Source organism: Klebsiella sp. X13, from assembly GCF_003323835.1.
GTDB classification, from domain to species: domain Bacteria; phylum Pseudomonadota; class Gammaproteobacteria; order Enterobacterales; family Enterobacteriaceae; genus Klebsiella; species Klebsiella ornithinolytica.
Map to the genome: position 1 here is coordinate 4173070 of NZ_CP030874.1, position 17828 is coordinate 4190897.

Annotated in this window: 16 protein-coding genes; 14 read left to right on the forward strand and 2 right to left on the reverse strand. The window is 57.3% G+C overall.

The window, feature by feature from the left end:
• Positions 1-453 precede the first annotated feature (453 nt).
• Genes cyoA through cyoE form a run of 5 tightly spaced genes read left to right on the forward strand, consistent with a single transcriptional unit; the run spans position 454 to position 5241 of the window.
• Positions 454-1401, forward strand: a complete 948-nt coding sequence (gene cyoA / locus DSD31_RS19835; RefSeq protein ID WP_004858705.1) for a cytochrome o ubiquinol oxidase subunit II — start codon at positions 454-456, stop codon at positions 1399-1401.
• 19 nt (positions 1402-1420) lie between these two features.
• Entirely contained in the window at positions 1421-3412 is a 1992-nt protein-coding gene (gene cyoB / locus DSD31_RS19840) for a cytochrome o ubiquinol oxidase subunit I (protein ID WP_004858703.1), read from the forward strand.
• Positions 3402-4013 (forward strand): cytochrome o ubiquinol oxidase subunit III, encoded by a 612-nt coding sequence (locus DSD31_RS19845; RefSeq protein ID WP_004129790.1) that lies wholly within the window; start codon positions 3402-3404, stop codon positions 4011-4013. Before cyoB ends, DSD31_RS19845 begins: the two co-directional genes overlap by 11 nt.
• A complete protein-coding gene (locus DSD31_RS19850) occupies positions 4013-4342 on the forward strand; it encodes a cytochrome o ubiquinol oxidase subunit IV (RefSeq protein WP_004858696.1) in 330 nt (109 codons plus the stop codon). Before DSD31_RS19845 ends, DSD31_RS19850 begins: the two co-directional genes overlap by 1 nt.
• Positions 4343-4353: 11 nt before the next feature.
• On the forward strand, positions 4354-5241 hold the full coding sequence (cyoE, locus tag DSD31_RS19855; RefSeq protein ID WP_004858694.1) for a heme o synthase: 888 nt from the start codon (positions 4354-4356) through the stop codon (positions 5239-5241).
• A 51-nt stretch (positions 5242-5292) separates the two neighbouring features.
• Here the strand turns inward: cyoE and DSD31_RS19860 are convergent, their stop codons facing one another.
• A complete protein-coding gene (locus DSD31_RS19860) occupies positions 5293-6051 on the reverse strand; it encodes an IclR family transcriptional regulator domain-containing protein (RefSeq protein ID WP_004858693.1) in 759 nt (252 codons plus the stop codon).
• A gap of 152 nt (positions 6052-6203) precedes the next feature.
• On the opposite strand from DSD31_RS19860, the gene DSD31_RS19870 reads away from it, so the two are divergent.
• The 9 genes from DSD31_RS19870 (at position 6204) to DSD31_RS19910 (ending at position 17177) form a co-directional block, all read left to right on the forward strand.
• On the forward strand, positions 6204-7025 hold the full coding sequence (locus DSD31_RS19870) for a shikimate dehydrogenase family protein (RefSeq protein WP_004858692.1): 822 nt from the start codon (positions 6204-6206) through the stop codon (positions 7023-7025).
• Positions 7022-8716, forward strand: coding sequence for an FAD-dependent oxidoreductase (locus DSD31_RS19875; protein WP_004858689.1), 1695 nt, complete (start codon positions 7022-7024; stop codon positions 8714-8716). The genes DSD31_RS19870 and DSD31_RS19875 overlap by 4 nt, the downstream gene beginning before the upstream one ends.
• Entirely contained in the window at positions 8713-9033 is a 321-nt protein-coding gene (locus DSD31_RS19880) for an NIPSNAP family protein (RefSeq protein WP_004858687.1), read from the forward strand. Before DSD31_RS19875 ends, DSD31_RS19880 begins: the two co-directional genes overlap by 4 nt.
• 10 nt (positions 9034-9043) lie before the next feature.
• Entirely contained in the window at positions 9044-10747 is a 1704-nt protein-coding gene (locus tag DSD31_RS19885) for an FAD-dependent oxidoreductase (protein WP_032716755.1), read from the forward strand.
• Between the two features lie 66 nt (positions 10748-10813).
• A complete protein-coding gene (locus DSD31_RS19890) occupies positions 10814-11632 on the forward strand; it encodes a sugar phosphate isomerase/epimerase family protein (protein WP_004858682.1) in 819 nt (272 codons plus the stop codon).
• Positions 11633-11642: 10 nt separating this feature from the next.
• Entirely contained in the window at positions 11643-13007 is a 1365-nt protein-coding gene (locus DSD31_RS19895; protein WP_113991271.1) for an MFS transporter, read from the forward strand.
• A complete protein-coding gene (locus DSD31_RS19900; protein WP_015585033.1) occupies positions 13004-14032 on the forward strand; it encodes a Gfo/Idh/MocA family protein in 1029 nt (342 codons plus the stop codon). The genes DSD31_RS19895 and DSD31_RS19900 overlap by 4 nt, the downstream gene beginning before the upstream one ends.
• Positions 14033-14477: 445 nt before the next feature.
• The gene (locus DSD31_RS19905; RefSeq protein WP_004858665.1) at positions 14478-15656 is read left to right on the forward strand and encodes a Gfo/Idh/MocA family protein; all 1179 of its coding nucleotides are present in this window, start codon (positions 14478-14480) and stop codon (positions 15654-15656) included.
• A gap of 156 nt (positions 15657-15812) precedes the next feature.
• Complete coding sequence (locus DSD31_RS19910) at positions 15813-17177, forward strand: MFS transporter (RefSeq protein WP_069476206.1); 1365 nt, start codon at positions 15813-15815, stop codon at positions 17175-17177.
• A gap of 69 nt (positions 17178-17246) precedes the next feature.
• Here the strand turns inward: DSD31_RS19910 and DSD31_RS19915 are convergent, their stop codons facing one another.
• The gene (locus tag DSD31_RS19915; protein ID WP_004858653.1) at positions 17247-17738 is read right to left on the reverse strand and encodes a YajQ family cyclic di-GMP-binding protein; all 492 of its coding nucleotides are present in this window, start codon (positions 17736-17738) and stop codon (positions 17247-17249) included.
• Between the last annotated feature and the right edge of the window lie 90 nt (positions 17739-17828).

The window sequence follows — 17828 nt, forward strand, 5'->3', positions numbered from 1 at the left end:
GTAATCACTGTTCGTAATTATAACGGCTTATTAACGATTTTATATTGTTCATTTTTCATTTGTTGTTTTGTGCGCTTTACATTTTTGGAAGTTATTGACAACTTTTATTCAAAACATTAAATAATTTAACCGATTCAGCAAAAGCGATTTATTATCGCCACCGCGCAATGTCTTTTATTTGATAATTAATTGTTAATTAGTTGTGTTATTTTTCGGGTGTTTATACTCATTACCCCATAAGCCCATCCATTCTTATCTCTTTCGTTATAGATCCTGCATATAACGTGCTTTGCAAGCATCAGCGTCACACTCGGTTACATATGTGACAAAGCGAGCAGAACCCGCTAACACAGAACTGACACAGCCCCAATCATGTTTACAGTAATGCAACCTTCCCGTAAAATGCCCGTACACTTTAAGCGCCACCAGATTCCGTGGAATTGAGGTCGTTCAATGAGACTTAGGAAATACAATAAAAGTTTGGGATGGATGTCATTAATCGCAGGTACTGTATTACTCAGTGGTTGTGATTCTGCGCTCCTTGACCCAAAAGGACAGATTGGACTGGAGCAACGTTCTCTGATACTGACGGCCTTTGGCCTGATGATGATTGTCGTTATTCCCGCCGTCTTAATGGCAGTAGGATTTGCCTGGAAGTATCGTGCGAGTAATAAAGATGCGAAGTATAGCCCGAACTGGTCACACTCCAACAAAGTTGAAGCTGTGGTCTGGACGGTTCCTATTCTGATCATCCTGTTCCTGGCCGTTCTGACCTGGAAAACCACTCACGCACTTGAGCCAAGCAAACCGCTTGCTCACGAAGAGAAACCGATCGTCATCGAAGTTGTTTCGATGGACTGGAAATGGTTCTTCATCTATCCGGAACAGGGTATTGCTACCGTCAACGAAATCGCCTTCCCGGCGAACGTACCGGTACACTTCAAAGTGACCTCTAACTCCGTGATGAACTCGTTCTTTATCCCACGTTTAGGCAGCCAGATTTACGCAATGGCCGGGATGCAGACTCAGCTGCACCTCATCGCGAATGAAACTGGCACTTATGACGGTATCTCCGCAAGCTATAGCGGCCCGGGCTTCTCTGGTATGAAGTTCAAAGCTATCGCCACGCCGGATCGTGCAACCTTCGATCAGTGGGTAGCGAAAGCGAAACAGTCGTCGAACACCATGGACTCCATGGCGGCCTTCGACAAACTGGCTGCGCCTAGCGAATACAACAAAGTGGAATACTTCTCTGACGTGAAACCGGATTTGTTTAAAGATGTTGTGAACAAATTTATGTCTCATGGCAAGAGCATGGATATGTCCCAACCTGAAGGCGAGCACGCAGCGCACGAAGGGATGGAAGGCATGGACATGAGCCACGCGGAAACCGCTCACTAAGGGGCCGAGGAAGAAAACGATGTTCGGAAAACTTACACTGGATGCAGTGCCCTACCACGAACCCATTATTGTGGTTACGGTGGCTGCGATTATCATCGGGGGACTGGCGCTTCTGGCGGCAATCACTTACTTCGGTAAGTGGTCCTACCTTTGGAATGAGTGGCTGACTTCGGTCGACCACAAACGACTCGGTATCATGTATGTCATCGTAGCAATAGTGATGTTGCTGCGTGGCTTCGCTGACGCCGTTATGATGCGTAGCCAGCAGGTGCTGGCCTCGGCCGGGGAAGCAGGGTTCCTGCCGCCTCACCACTACGATCAGATCTTTACCGCCCACGGCGTTATCATGATCTTCTTCGTAGCGATGCCGTTTGTTATCGGTCTGATGAACCTCGTGGTTCCGCTGCAGATCGGTGCGCGCGACGTTGCCTTCCCGTTCCTCAACAACCTGAGCTTCTGGTTCACCGTTGTGGGCGTGATTCTGGTTAACTTGTCTCTGGGCGTCGGTGAATTCGCTCAGACCGGTTGGCTGGCCTATCCGCCGCTGTCGGGAATCGAGTACAGTCCGGGCGTTGGGGTCGATTACTGGATCTGGGCTCTCCAGCTCTCCGGTATTGGTACGACGTTAACCGGTATTAACTTCTTCGTGACCATTATCAAGATGCGTGCCCCTGGCATGACGATGTTCAAGATGCCAGTATTTAGCTGGGCATCTCTGTGCGCCAACATCCTGATTATCGCCTCCTTCCCAATCCTGACCGTCACCGTCGCGCTGCTGACCCTGGACCGCTACCTGGGCACCCATTTCTTTACCAACGATATGGGTGGCAACATGATGATGTACATCAACCTGATTTGGGCCTGGGGCCACCCGGAAGTGTATATCCTGGTTCTGCCGGTCTTCGGGGTGTTCTCCGAAATCGCTGCAACCTTCTCGCGTAAGCGTCTGTTTGGCTACACCTCGCTGGTATGGGCAACAGTGTGTATTACCGTTCTGTCGTTCATCGTTTGGCTGCACCACTTCTTCACCATGGGTGCCGGCGCGAACGTCAACGCCTTCTTCGGTATTACCACCATGATTATCGCCATCCCGACCGGGGTTAAGATCTTCAACTGGCTGTTCACCATGTACCAGGGCCGCATCGTCTTCAACTCAGCCATGCTGTGGACTATCGGCTTCATCGTGACCTTCTCTGTTGGTGGTATGACCGGCGTTCTGCTGGCGGTACCGGGCGCGGACTTCGTGCTGCACAACAGTCTGTTCCTGATTGCCCACTTCCACAACGTCATTATCGGTGGTGTGGTATTCGGTTGCTTTGCTGGTCTGACCTACTGGTGGCCGAAAGCCTTTGGCTTCACGCTGAACGAAACCTGGGGCAAACGCGCTTTCTGGTTCTGGATCATCGGCTTCTTCGTTGCATTTATGCCGCTGTACGTGCTGGGCTTCATGGGGATGACCCGTCGCCTGAGCCAGCAGATTGACCCGCAGTTCCACCCGATGCTGGTTGTTGCGGCATGCGGTGCGGCGCTGATTGCCTGCGGTATCCTCTGCCAGCTGATTCAGTTCTACGTGTCTATCCGCGATCGCGAACAGAACCGCGACCTGACCGGTGACCCGTGGGGCGGCCGTACTCTGGAGTGGGCAACCTCTTCTCCGCCTCCGTTCTACAACTTCGCTATCGTTCCTGTCGTTCACGAACGTGACGCGTTCTGGGAAATGAAAGAAAAAGGCGAAGCGTATAAGAAACCGGCTGGCTATGAAGAGATTCATATGCCGAAAAACAGCGGCGCCGGCATCGTTATTGCTGCTTTCGCAACGGTGTTTGGTTTCGCGATGATCTGGCACATCTGGTGGATGGCGATTGCAAGCTTCGTCGGTATCCTGGTGACCTGGATTATTAAGAGCTTTGACGAGGACGTGGATTACTACGTGCCGGTTGCAGTAGTCGAAAAACTGGAAAATCAGCATTTCGATGAGATTAACAAAGCAGGGCTGAAAAATGGCAACTGATACTCTTGCGCATAACGCCCACGCGCATGAACACGGGCACCACGATACAGGGCCGATGAAGGTATTCGGCTTCTGGATCTACCTGATGAGCGACTGCATTATCTTCGCCACCCTGTTTGCTACCTATGCCGTTCTGGTGAACGGCACGGCTGGCGGACCGACCGGTAAAGATATTTTTGAACTGCCGTTCGTTCTGGTTGAAACCGCGCTGCTGCTGTTCAGCTCCATCACCTACGGCATGGCGGCTATCGCCATGTACAAAAACAACAAGAGCCAGGTTGTCTCCTGGCTGGCGCTGACCTTCCTCTTCGGGGCAGGGTTCATCGCGATGGAACTCTATGAATTCCATCACCTGATTGTTGAAGGTATGGGCCCGGATCGCAGCGGCTTCCTGTCAGCGTTCTTCGCGCTGGTCGGAACCCACGGTCTGCACGTCACCTCCGGTCTGATCTGGATGGCGGTGCTGATGGTTCAGGTTTCACGTCGTGGCCTGACCAACACTAACCGCACCCGTATCATGTGCCTGAGCCTGTTCTGGCACTTCCTGGACGTTGTGTGGATCTGCGTGTTCTCGGTTGTTTATCTGATGGGGGCAATGTAATGAGTCATTCTAGCGATCATAACGGCGCTTCTCACGGCAGCGTAAAGAGCTACATGACAGGGTTCGTCCTGTCGATCATTCTGACGGTTATTCCGTTTGCTATGGTTATGAGTGGCTCCGCATCGCATGCGGCTATTCTTGGAACTATCCTGGTCACTGCTGTTGTGCAGATTCTGGTACACCTGGTGTACTTCCTGCACATGAACAGCAAGTCTGACGAAGGTTGGAACCTGACCGCGTTTATCTTCACCGTAATCATCATTGCTATCGTTGTTGTTGGCTCCATCTGGATTATGTGGAACCTGAACTACAACATGATGATGCACTAAGAGCGGCAAGTATGTTTAAGCAATACCTGCAAGTAACGAAACCTGGCATCATTTTTGGCAACCTGATCTCCGTGATCGGCGGTTTCCTGTTGGCCTCCAAGGGCCACATCGACTATCCGCTGTTTGCATGGACGCTCCTTGGGGTGTCCCTGGTGGTCGCCTCGGGTTGTGTATTCAACAACTACATCGACCGTGACATCGATCGTAAGATGGAACGGACGAAAAACCGGGTGCTGGTCAAAGGGCTGATCTCGCCACAAGTTTCGCTGGTATACGCCACCTTGCTGGGTATTGCTGGCTTCATGCTCCTGTGGTTTGGCGCTAACCCTCTGGCCTGCTGGCTGGGGGTGATGGGGTTCGTGGTTTATGTCGGCGTCTACAGCCTGTACATGAAACGCCACTCCGTCTACGGCACGCTGATTGGTTCTCTCTCCGGCGCTGCGCCGCCGGTGATTGGCTACTGTGCGGTGACCGGTAATTTCGATAGCGGCGCGGCGATTCTGCTGGCTATCTTCAGCCTGTGGCAAATGCCTCACTCCTACGCCATCGCGATTTTCCGCTTCAAGGATTATCAGGCGGCGAACATTCCGGTTCTGCCGGTCGTGAAAGGTATTTCCGTGGCGAAAAACCACATTACGCTGTACATCGTGGCTTTTGCTGTCGCTACGCTGATGCTGTCGCTGGGTGGCTACGCCGGGTATAAATACCTGGTCGTTGCGGCCGCGGTGAGCGTCTGGTGGCTGGGGATGGCGCTGCGCGGTTACAAAGTGGCGGATGATAAAGTCTGGGCGCGTAAGCTGTTCGTCTTTTCTATCGTCGCCATTACCGCGCTGTCGGTCATGATGTCCGTCGACTTTATGGTGCCGGATTCACACAATCTGCTGGCCTACGTCAGATAAGATTGTCGCTCTGACAAACCCCGCTCCGGCGGGGTTTTTTATTGCCCGGAGTTATCCCACCAGCATCGCCTGCGCGCTATACAGCAGATCCAGATGGTCGCGACACAACGCATCCAGCGAAGTCCGCGACTGATGAGAGGTCAGGCTCAGCGCCCCCCAGTACATCCCTTCCCTGTCGGATAGAGGCACCGCCAGAACCAGCATCCCAATTTCAAACTCCTGCTCGATAGTGGCAAACCCCTGGCGCCGCACCAGCGCAATTTTGTCCATCAGCATCGCCACGTCCGTCACCGTATACGGCGTGCGCTGTTCGCGTTTGATTCGCCGCAAAATCATCTCGCACTCGTCTTCCGGCAGCGAGGCCAGCCAGAGTCGCCCGCCGGCGGTGCAGAATATTGGCACCCGCTCCCCTAACCGCACCGAGGTCGAGTTAAACGGCGTATGTTTGCTGCGCGCGATATACACCAGTTCATCTTCATCAATCACCCCTACCGACGCATGCTCTTCCGTGCGGCTGGCAATGTACTCAACGATGGGGCGGACCATGCGCGGGAACTGGGCCGAATCAACATAGGCCTGCCCCAGGCGCAGCGCTTTTGGCGTCAGCCAGTAGTAGCGCCCGTCGGTCTGTACATAGCGTTCGTGCAGCAACGTCAGCAGAAAACGTCGCGCGGCGCTCTGCGTCAGGCCACTCATTTTCGCCGCCTGAGGCACGCTGAGCCGGGGAAAATCTTTGGAAAAAAGCTGGATCAAGGCCAGTCCTTTTTGCAGACCGACTATCAAATCGCGCGGATGTATTGTGTTTTGCATATCAGCTCACATTTCTGCAACATTGCCATCGATTCACTGCGATTATCGCAGTGGTGGTGCGATTAACAACCAATACGTCCGAATTCTGCGTTGTCGCTCTCAGGTTCCGCTGAAATACTTTCACAACATTCATTTAACAAATGAGGTTTGAAATGGTCAGTGGATTCACGCAGGTCGTTGCCGTTATCGGCCATCCGATTACTCAGGTTAAATCACCGGAAAACTTCAACCGCTACTTCGCCGACCAGCAGATGGACAGCGTGATGATCCCGGTCGATATCGCCCCGGAAGCGGTGGCGGATTATTTGCTGGCGTTACGCGGATGGCTGAACATGAGCGGTGTACTGGTCACCGTGCCGCATAAACAGCGCGCCGCCACGCTGGTGGATGAGTTAACGCCGCGTGCCCGCCATCTCAACGCGGTGAATGTCATTCGCAAACTGGCGGATGGTCGTCTGCAGGGCGATATGCTGGATGGCGTCGGTTTCTCTCTGGCCGCGGCGGCCCACGGTTTTCAGGCTGAAGGGAAGAGCGCGCTGCTCTCCGGCTGCGGCGGCGTCGGCAGCGCCATCGCCTGGGGGCTGTGTGAAGCCGGCATCCGCCAGCTGGCGCTACACGACCAGAATCCGACCACGTTGCAGCTGCTGCATAACCGCCTCGCCACCCATTTCCCCCAGGTCCAACTCACCGCGCTGCCTGACACCCTGAACGGTCTCGATCTGCTGGTAAACGGCTCTCCGGCCGGGATGGCAAACTTCGATCCGCTGCCGCTGCCGCAGGCTTTACTGGAAACCCTCACCCCGACAACCCATGTCGCGGACGTCGTTACCGCACCGGCAATCACGCCGCTGCTGACTTTCGCCCAGGCGCGCGGCTGCGTGGTACAAACCGGCCCCGAAATGGCGCTGGCGCAGATGAAGCTCATGGGGCAGTTCATCGGAGCCATCCCGCAGGAACAGGGGGCCGCGGCATGAAAAGCTGGGATGTGATTGTCATCGGTAGCGGCGCCGGCGGATTTGCCGCCGCGGTCACGGCCTGTTGCAAAGGGCTGTCGGTGCTGATGCTGGAAAAAGCGCCGCAGTTTGGCGGTACCTCGGCAATCTCCGGCGGAGCGGTATGGATCAACGATACCGATCAGGCGCGTGCGCAGGGGAAAAGCGGCGCGGCGGACGCGATCAAAACCTACCTGAAAACGATCGTCGGCGAACAGAACTATCGTCCGGACATCGTCGATGCGTTTGTCGCTTCTGGGCGCGAGGCGCTGGCGTTCCTCGAAAAAGAGGGCGCGGTGAAGTACAGTCTGCGCCCCCTCTCACCGGACTATTATCCTGATGAGCCGGGCGCCGTTGATTGCGGACGCGCGCTGGAGGTTGTGGAGTACGACGGGCGCCAGCTCGGCGATCGCTTTCGCGATCTGCGCGCTCCCCCACCGGGAATGTTGTTATTTGGCGGCATGATGGTCAACCGCGTGGATATCCAGCATTTTCTGGACATGCGCCGCTCGCTGCGCTCGTTATCGCACTGCGCGAAGCTGCTGCTACGCTATGCGCGCGACCGCATCAGCCACCCGCGCGGTACCCGGCTGGCGATGGGTAACGCCCTGATTGCCCGCATGGCCACCGTGGCGCTGCGCAAAGGCATGACGCTCCGGCTGAACGTCAACGTCCTTTCTCTGATTGAGCACCAGGGCGCGGTCACCGGCGTCAATATTGAATGCGACGGCCGACAAGAGACCTTACAGGCGCGCTGCGGCGTGGTGCTGGCCGCCGGCGGCTTTGCCGCAGGAGAGCTGGCGGCACGCTACCGGCCGCATACCCGCGAGCATTACTCCATGTCGCCAGCCGGCAATGATGGTGCCGCCTTCCGTCTCGCCAGCGCACTCAACGCCTGCGAAGGCGCCGACCTGCCGTCCAATTTTTTCTGGGCGCCGGTCTCGGTACTGCGCCACGCCGACGGGCGCGAAGAACGCTTCCCGCACCTGGTCACCGACCGGGCCAAGCCGGGAGTTATCGCCGTCAACCAAAAGGCGGAACGTTTCGTCAACGAATCAAACTCCTACCACCACTTCGCCAGCGCCATGCAAAGCCAACCCGAAAACGCCCCCTGTTTTCTGATCTGCGATGCCCTGGCGATGAAACGCTACGGCCTCGGTCTTGCGCGGCCCGCGCCGGTTAACAACGATGCGCTGATCGAGGCCGGCTACCTGCACAAAGCGGACTCCCTCGCCCGGCTTGCTCAACAGTTGGGACTTGACGCACAAGCGCTCGCCGGGACGGTGGCCCGCTACAACCGCGATGCCGCGCAGGGAGAAGATCCGCAGTTCGCCAAAGGCGGCAACAGCTATAACCGCGCGATGGGCGATCCGGGCCATCAACCGAACGCCTGCAATGCCCCGCTGCTGAAGGCTCCGTTTTATGCCATCACCCTCTACACCGGAGATTTAGGCACGTCGCGAGGCCTGGTCACCAGCGAGAATGCCCAGGTTCTTAATCAACAACGTCAGCCGATCCAAGGCCTTTATGCCGTTGGTAACGATATGGATTCCATGATGGCGGGCACCTACCCCGGTCCCGGCATTACGCTCGGCCCGGCGCTGACCTTCGGCTATCTCTGTGCCCGTCATATGACACACCAACTAACCCCATCAACAGGAGAAACATCATGATCTATGAAAAACGCACCTACACCCTCAATCCGCTGAAAATGGCCGACTGGCTGGCGCTGTACAAAAGCGATGCTTACGCGGTCCAGACCGAGCACCTCGGTAAGCTGATCGGTTTTTTCTTCACCGAAATCGGCGTCGTGAATCAGGTGGTGCATATCTGGGCTTACGAGAGCCTCGACGATCGCCTGGTACGCCGGGCGCGCATGGCGCAGGACGAACGCTGGCTGACCTTCTCGCGTAAAAACCGCGAACTGGCGGCCGTTGAGCGGCTGGAGTCGGTCCTGCTGCGTCCTGTTGATTTTTCACCACTGCAATAAGGGGCCGGAGATGAGCGGGCATAAAAAGGTGGATGTGCTGGTCGTCGGTTCCGGCGCGGCGGGGCTTTCCGCCGCGGTGACCGCCGCCCTCAAGGGCGCCAGCGTCCTGCTGGCCGAAAAAGAGTCGGTCATCGGCGGCACCAGCGCCTGGTCAGGCGGCTGGCTGTGGATACCGCGCAACCCGCTCGCCCGCGAAGAGGGCATTCAGGAACAAGAGGACGCGCCGCTAACCTATCTGCAGCATGAAATGGGTGGTCAGCCCGCCGATGCCCGCCTGCTCACCTTCCTGCAGCAGGGCCCGGAGATGATCGATTTCTTCCGCCGCCATACGGCGGTGCAGTTTCTCTCCGGCAGTAAGATGCCGGATTTTCACATGTCACCGGGCTACGCCCAGGGGGGGCGTTCGGTGACGGCACAACCGTTTGACGGACGCTTGCTTGGCGACTGGCTGCATCGTCTGCGCCCGCCGCTGGAAACCATCAGCCTCGCCGGCATGGGCATCGCCGGCGGTAGCGACATGGCGCACTTTTTTAATGCAACCCGCTCCCCGCGATCGGCGCTGTATGCCGCCCGGCGTCTGCTGCGCCACGGCTGGCAGCGACTGCGAACTGGCCGCGGGCAGTATCTGGTTAATGGTAACGCGTTGATGGGCCGCCTGCTGCGTTCGGCGCTCGACGCTGGCGTCAGTATTCAATTGAATGCCCCCGTCGCTCGCCTGCTGACATCATCGACCGGGGTCAGCGGCGCGGTACTGCGTAGCGATGATGGTGATATTGAGGTTCACGCCGGCGCCGTGATCCTCGCCTGCGGCGGCTTTCCACACGATCGCCAACGCCTGGCGCAGCAGGTTCCCCATGCAGCGGACGGCTATGGCCACTTCTCCGCCGCGCCGCCGGGTAATCAGGGGGACGGTATCCGGCTCGGGGAGTCGGTCGGCGGTCAGTTCGACGCCTCGCTCAAACACGCCATGGCCTGGGCACCGGTCTCCCGCGTCACCCTCGCAAGCGGCCTGCAGCTGGTCTTCCCGCACCTGGTTGAACGCGCGAAGCCGGGGTTTATCGCCGTATTGCCCAATGGAAAGCGTTTTACTAATGAAGCCGACTCCTACCACGACTTTATTGCCGCGCTGCTGGCCGCAACGCCTGCGGGAGAGCAGCCGACAGCGTGGCTGCTGGCCGATAGCCGGACGCTGCGCCGCTATGGTCTGGGCCACGCCCGCCCCTTTCCATTTTCGCCGGCAGCATGGCTGCGCACGGGCTATCTCCACTCGGCCCCCACGCTGGCGGCGCTGGCGGAACATTGCGCCATCGATGGCGGGCAGTTGGCAGAGACGGTGGCGCGTTTTAACGACTACGCCGCGCGAGGAGAGGACCCGGAATTTCAGCGCGGCGTCTCGGCCTATAACCGGGCCCAGGGGGATGCCAGGCATCCTCATCATCCAACGCTGGGTCCGCTGCGCCATGCGCCCTTTTATGCGGTGCGTATTTTACCGGGTTCGCTGGGCTCTTTTAGCGGGCTGAAAACCGATGAACAGGCGCGAGTGCTGGATGCGCATCAGCAGCCGATCGCTGGCCTCTACGCCATTGGCAATGATATGTCGAGCGTGATGCAGGGGTACTACCCCAGCGGCGGTATTACGCTCGGTCCGGCCATGACCTTTGGCTATCTGGTGGGGAAAACACTGGCCGCCAATATAACAAAAACAGCATCGTAACCGACATCTTACCAGGGACGGCAGTACACATAACAACAATCACCTGCAACTGTACCGGAGTCTTTTATGAACATGCGAACCCTGTCCCTCGCCGCGCTCACCGTGCTCGACGTTCCGCCACCGGAACAGGTGCGGATCGCGGCACAAAGCGGCTTTACTCATGTCGGCCTGCGTCTGCTCCCTGCCACGCCGACCGATCCTGACTACGATATGCTCGGCGATACCGCGACCGTTCGCGCAACGCTCTCTGCGCTGATGGAGACCGGTATTCGCGTATCAGATGTCGAAATCGTGCGTCTGACGAGCGACTTTTCGCTTAATGCCCGCCTGGAAAGCTTCCTTGAAACCGCCGCGCGCCTGGGCGCTCGTCAGGTGCTGGTGGCCGGCAACGATAACCACCTGACCCGCAGCGCTGAAAATCTTGCCGCGCTCGCCGAAGCCGGCCGGGGGTATGGCTTAACCATGAATCTGGAGCCCATGCCGTGGACCCAGCTGCGTACTATCGCTGACGCCAGGCGGCTGATTTCGGCCAGCGGGCGAGCGGATATTGGGATTCTGATTGACGCCATCCACTTCTGGCGCGCGGGAGAGTCGCTCTCCAGCCTCGCCGACCTGCCGCCAGAGTGCCTCAACTATATGCAGCTGTGTGACGCTCCGGCGCAGATTCCCGATAACGAACAGGAACTGATCCACCAGGCCCGCGCCGCGCGGAAGGTGCCGGGCGAAGGCGGGCTGGATCTGCATGGGCTGATGTCCGCGCTGCCGACGACGCTACCGGTATCGCTGGAAGTCCCGTTAAGCGGCGCCCAGGGCGCTCTGCCCGCCCTCAACCGCGCGCGGTTGCTGTTCAATGCCGCGCAGTCTTACCTGCACACCTGCGCATAAGGAAAACCCTATGACTCAGACCCAACGCCTGGATGTCAGAGAGTTAATCAACGGTAATCCGCTCAGCCGTTTCCAGAAACTGGTGGTTTTCTTAGGCTTTTGCGTGATTGCGCTCGACGGTTTTGATATTGCGATTATGGGGTTTATCGCCCCGACGCTGAAGCATGAATGGGGGGTAACCAACTACGAGCTCGGCTTCGTCATCAGCGCGGCGTTGATTGGCCTGGCTCTGGGGGCGCTCCTCTCCGGGCCGCTCGCCGACTGGTTGGGGCGAAAGAAAATCATCGTCAACAGCGTCTTTTTCTTTGGCTTCTGGACGATCGTCACCGCCTTCTCGCAGAACATCGAACAGATGATTTTCTTCCGTTTTATGACCGGACTGGGACTCGGTGCGGCGATGCCCAATATCGGCACGCTGGTATCGGAGTATGCCCCCGAGCGCCAGCGCTCATTTCTGATTACGGTGATTTTTTGCGGCTTTACCTTTGGCGCGGCGGCGGGCGGCTTTTCCGCCTCGTGGCTGATCCCGCGCTTTGGCTGGCATTCGCTGATGGCGCTCGGCGGGGTTCTTCCGCTGCTGTTCGCGCCGTTGCTTATCTGGCTGCTGCCGGAGTCGGTGCGCTTTCTGGTGGTTAAACGCGCGCCGGCGGCACGAATCCGGGCGATATTACAACGGCTCTATCCGGGGCAAATTGCGGATAACGCTGAATTCACGCTCCCGGCGCAGCCCGCCAATACCAACGCCATGCGCCTGGTCCTCTCGCGCCACTACCGCCTCGGCTCACTGATGCTATGGCTGGTCTATTTTATGGGCCTGTTTCTGGTTTATATCCTCGGCAGCTGGCTGCCGACGCTGGTCAAAGAGGTGGGACTGACCGTCAGCCAGGCGGCGGTGATGACGGCGATTTATCAGGCCGGCGGCACCGTAGGCTCTCTGTTTGCCGGCTGGCTAATGGATCGCATCAATCCCCATCGCGCGCTGGGGCTGATTTATGCCATCGGCGGACTGTTTACGATGGCCATGGGCTACGCTGCCGCCAGTTTTGCGCTGCTGTGCCTGCTGGCCTTCGTCGGCGGCGCTTGCCTGAACGGCGCGAATACCGGCATGAATGCGCTCTCCGCCCGCTATTATCCGACCCAGGCGCGCGCTACCGGCTCCAGCTGGATGCACGGCGTCGGCCGAATGGGCGCCATCCTCAGCGCCTTTGCCGGCGCGGAAATGATGGCGCTCAATCTCAGCTTCGAAAACGTCTTTTTAATCCTTGGGATCCCGGCGGCATTAACCGTCGTCGGTCTGGTGGTGAAGGGGCTATTTGCCAGCGATGCTGAATCTACCTCCCCTGCCCCGTCCCCCACGCTGAGGAGTCTGTCGTGAGCAAAATTCGTCTTGCCGTCATTGGCGCGGGCGCCATCGGACGCAAACATATTGCGGTGATCCGCGCTAACCCACGGGCTGAGCTGGTCGCTCTGGCCGATCCTTCACCTCAGGCGCAGGCGCTGGCGCAATCGCTGGGTATCGCAGGGTATGACAACGTTGAAACCATGCTGGACGCGGTCCAGCCGCAGGGGGTGATTAACGCCACGCCCAATATTCTGCACCTGCCCTGCGCTCTGGCCTGCATCGAACGCGGGATCCCGGTGCTGGTCGAAAAACCTGTCGCCGACTCGCCGCAACGCGCCCGGGAACTGGTCGACGCCGCTGCTCGCCATCAGGTTCCGGTGCTGGTGGGGCACCACCGGCGGCACAACGCGCTGATCGCCGCGGCAAGGACATTGATCGACAGTGGCGAACTCGGGCAAATCGTCACCGTCTCCGCGCACTGGGTACTGCAAAAGCCGGATGATTATTTTGACGTTGCCTGGCGCCGTGAACCCGGCGCGGGACCGCTGCTGGTCAATCTGGTCCATGATATTGACCTGATGCGCTACCTGTTTGGTGAAATCGACCAGGTGCAGGCCTTTACCTCCCATGCCGTACGCCGCTTCGCCAACGAAGACAGCGCGGTGGTAAACCTTCGTTTCGCCAGCGGAGCATTAGGTAGCGCGGTACTCACCGATTGCGGCGTCGGCCCCTGGAGCTGGGAGATGAACTCGGGAGAAAATGCGATCTACGCCCACGCGCCGGAAAACTGCTATCTGATTTCCGGTACCCGCGGCGCGCTGGCGATCCCGCAGATGCAGTGGTGGCGCTATGGCGAAGCGCGCGGCTGGCTCCACCCGCTGCTGAGTGACAGGCTTCAGGTCGAAGCTATCGATCCCTTCATGCTGCAGCTTGACCACTTTTTGCAGGTCATCACCGGCGAGGAGAAACCGCTGATCGATGCTGCCGATGCGCTGCGTTCCCTGGAGATCGTTGCCGCCATTCAGCGGGCGGCAGGCCAGGCGGGCCAATCCACATAAACAGATGTCGGCGTAATCCCCCGTTGCGCCGACTTTTCCGCTGTCTTTATTGCGGAGAAAAAGAAAAATAAATTTCATTTAAATACTAAATGAAATCATATTGCTCATTATCTCAGCACATCCCCTCGCGCGCTCACACATCCCTGTCCATAAACATCAATAAAAGCAGGGTTAATCATCTAATTTGATACGCTTTTAGTCAAATCGTCGCTTTTCAGCGCCCCACTGGACGGTGAGGATAATCTTGATAATTTTTCGATCCCTCTCTCATAAATAAAAATTTAATTTCATATAATAATAAAAATGAAATAAATATTTTTAATCTACCTTGCCATTCCTCAGGCGACAGTTTCGTCGCCAGGAGTGGCGCCAGGGTCCTGTCCCGCTTCCTGGAGCAGGGAGCGAATCTCATCAGACATCCGTACTTTGTATCAAGGAGAACACCATGTTAAACGGCATGAAACCCCTGTCCCGCTCCCTGCGATGGGGAATGGTCGGCGGCGGAGCCACCAGCCAGATCGGCTACAGCCACCGCTCGGCCGCGCTACGTGACAATGTCTTTACCTTGCTGGCCGGCGCTTTTGATATTGATGCCGAACGCGGACGTCAGTTTGGTGAACAGCTCGGGATCGCGCCGGGACGCTGCTATGCCGATTATCAAACGCTGTTCCGCGAAGAGGCCCTGCGCCCTGACGGTATTGAAGTGGTATCGGTAACCACGCCGAACAATACCCACTTCGCCATTACCAAAGCGGCGCTGGAAGCCGGACTGCACGTCATCTGCGAAAAACCGCTCTGCTTTACCGCCGCGGAAGCCCAGGAGCTGCGGGAGCTGAGCATCAAGCATAACAAAATCGTCGGCGTCACTTACGGCTATGCCGGGTATCAGATGATTCAGCAGGCGCGCCAGATGATTGCCGACGGGCTGCTCGGACAGATTCGAATTATCAATATGCAGTTTGCCCACGGTTTTCATAATGAAGCCGTTGAGCTGCAGGCGGAGTCAACCCGCTGGCGCGTTACGCCGAAGTATGCCGGACCAAGCTACGTGCTGGGCGACCTGGCAACGCATCCGCTCTTTGTGGCCGAAACGATGGCACCGCACCTCAACATTCGCCGTCTGATGTGTTCCCGCCAGAGCTTCGTTGCATCGCGCGCGCCGCTGGAAGATAACGCCTTTGTGCTGATGGAATACGATAACGGCGCCGTCGGCTCAATGTGGACCAGCGCGGTCAATAGCGGCGCGATGCACTCGCAGAAGGTGCGGATCGTCGGTGAGAAAGCCAGCATCGAGTGGTGGGATGAGCATCCTAACCAGCTCAGCTACGAGGTACAAGGTGAGCCGGCGCGGGTACTTGAACGCGGCATGCCGTATCTCAGCGCCGCGGCCCTGGCAGACGATCGTATCGGTGGCGGCCACCCGGAGGGGCTGTTTGAAGCGTGGGCAAACCTCTACCGGCGCTATGCGATAGCCATCGATGCGATGGATCGGGGCGATCGCGCGTTTCTGGAGAGCTTCTGGTACCCGGACGTTGAAGCAGGTCTGCACGGCGTCTACTGGGTGGAGCAATGCGTGAAATCCGCCGATGCCGGCAGCCAATGGGTTGACTTTAATTTACAATAAATGCCATTAACCAGTGGAGTCTTCTCCACTGGTTTCTTTGTTTTCCCCGCGTTTACCTCATCATGCAACACAGCGGTAATATCTGTTAAACAAACATTTATTTACGCTTCTGGCTACCACCACTACACTAGTCGCAGTTTTTAGATTGAGGTGGTAATGAACGACAATAAAATGACGCCAGGTGAACTGCGCGCGACCTGGGGTCTGGGGACCGTATTCTCGCTGCGTATGCTCGGCATGTTTATGGTTCTGCCGGTTTTGACCACCTATGGCATGGCGTTACAGGGCGCCAGCGAAGCGCTGATTGGCCTGGCCATTGGTATCTATGGCCTGGCTCAGGCCGTATTCCAGATTCCGTTCGGCCTGCTCTCCGACCGTATTGGTCGTAAACCGCTGATTGTCGGCGGCCTGTTAATCTTCGTTATCGGTAGCGTAATCGCCGCGCTAAGCGACTCCATCTGGGGCATTATTCTTGGACGCGCGCTGCAGGGTTCCGGCGCTATTGCCGCAGCGGTCATGGCGCTACTCTCCGATTTAACCCGCGAACAGAACCGCACGAAGGCGATGGCCTTTATCGGCGTCAGTTTTGGCGTCACCTTTGCCATCGCCATGGTGCTGGGACCGATTATTACTCACCAGCTGGGCCTGCATGCGCTGTTCTGGATGATCGCCGTCCTGGCGACGATCGGCATCCTGCTGACGCTGTGGGTGGTGCCAGACAGTCACAACCACGTCCTGAACCGTGAATCGGGTATGGTAAAGGGCTGTTTCAGCAAAGTACTTGCCGAGCCGAAACTGCTGAAGCTCAACTTCGGCATTATGTGCCTGCATATCATGCTGATGTCCACCTTTGTGGCCCTGCCAGGGCAGCTGGAAGCCGCCGGTTTCCCCGCCGCCGAACACTGGAAAATTTACCTGGTCACCATGCTGATTTCGTTTGTCTCGGTGGTGCCGTTTATCATCTATGCCGAAGTGAAGCGCAAGATGAAACACGTGTTCCTGTTCTGCGTCGCGCTGCTGCTGGTGGCCGAAATTGTCCTGTGGGGGGCAGGCGGCTATTTCTGGGAGCTGGTCGCCGGCGTTCAGCTGTTCTTCCTCGCCTTCAACCTGCTGGAAGCCCTGCTTCCCTCTTTAATCAGTAAAGAGTCGCCGGCGGGCTATAAAGGTACCGCGATGGGCATCTATTCGACCAGCCAGTTCCTTGGCGTGGCGATTGGCGGCGCGCTGGGCGGCTGGGTAGACGGCTTCTTTGATTCACAAACCGTATTCCTGCTTGGCGCGCTGCTGGCGATGCTGTGGCTGCTGGTTGCCGGGACGATGAGCGAACCGCCGTACGTCAGCAGCCTGCGGGTCGAAATTCCCGATGAGGTGGTGGCCGATGGCGCGCTGCAGGAGCGTCTGCAGCGCGCAGATGGGGTCAAACAGGTTCTGGTGGTGCCCGACGAACGTTCGGTGTATATCAAAATCGACAGCAAGGTGACCAACCGCTTCGAAATTGAGCAGGCCATCAAAGGGGTATAAAAAAAGCGGGGAATGCCCCGCTTTTTTATTGGCTGACGTTTACAGATGATACGCCAGCGCACACCCGACTTAGTCGCGGAAGTTTTTGAACTGGAACGGCTGTCCCAGGTCGCCGCCGCGCACCAGCGCCATAACCGCCTGCAGATCGTCGCGCGCTTTACCGGTGACGCGAATCTCTTCGCCCTGAATTTGCGCCTGCACCTTCAGCTTGCTGTCTTTGATCAGCTTGACGATTTTTTTCTGCGTCGCGCTCTCAATCCCCTGCTTCAGCTTCGCATCGACAAACCAGGTTTTCCCGCTGTGTACGAACTCATCCGGCACTTCGATAGAACTGCCTTCAATGCCGCGTTTTAACAGCTTCGCACGCAGAATATCCAGCAGCTGGTTAATCTGGAAATCAGATTCGCTGAGGACCTTGATGGTCTCGTTTTTTTCGTTCAGTTCGAAGCTCGCTTCAACGTTACGAAAATCAAAACGCGACTCCACTTCACGGGTCGCATTCTCTACGGCGTTTCGAACTTCCTGAAGATCGACTTCAGAGACAATATCGAAAGATGGCATCTTTTCCTCTCCTTCTGTTTCTTTTGCGTTGCATAATACCCGCAACGCGACATAACTCAACTGGTTATCCCGCAAGCATAGCCGATGTTC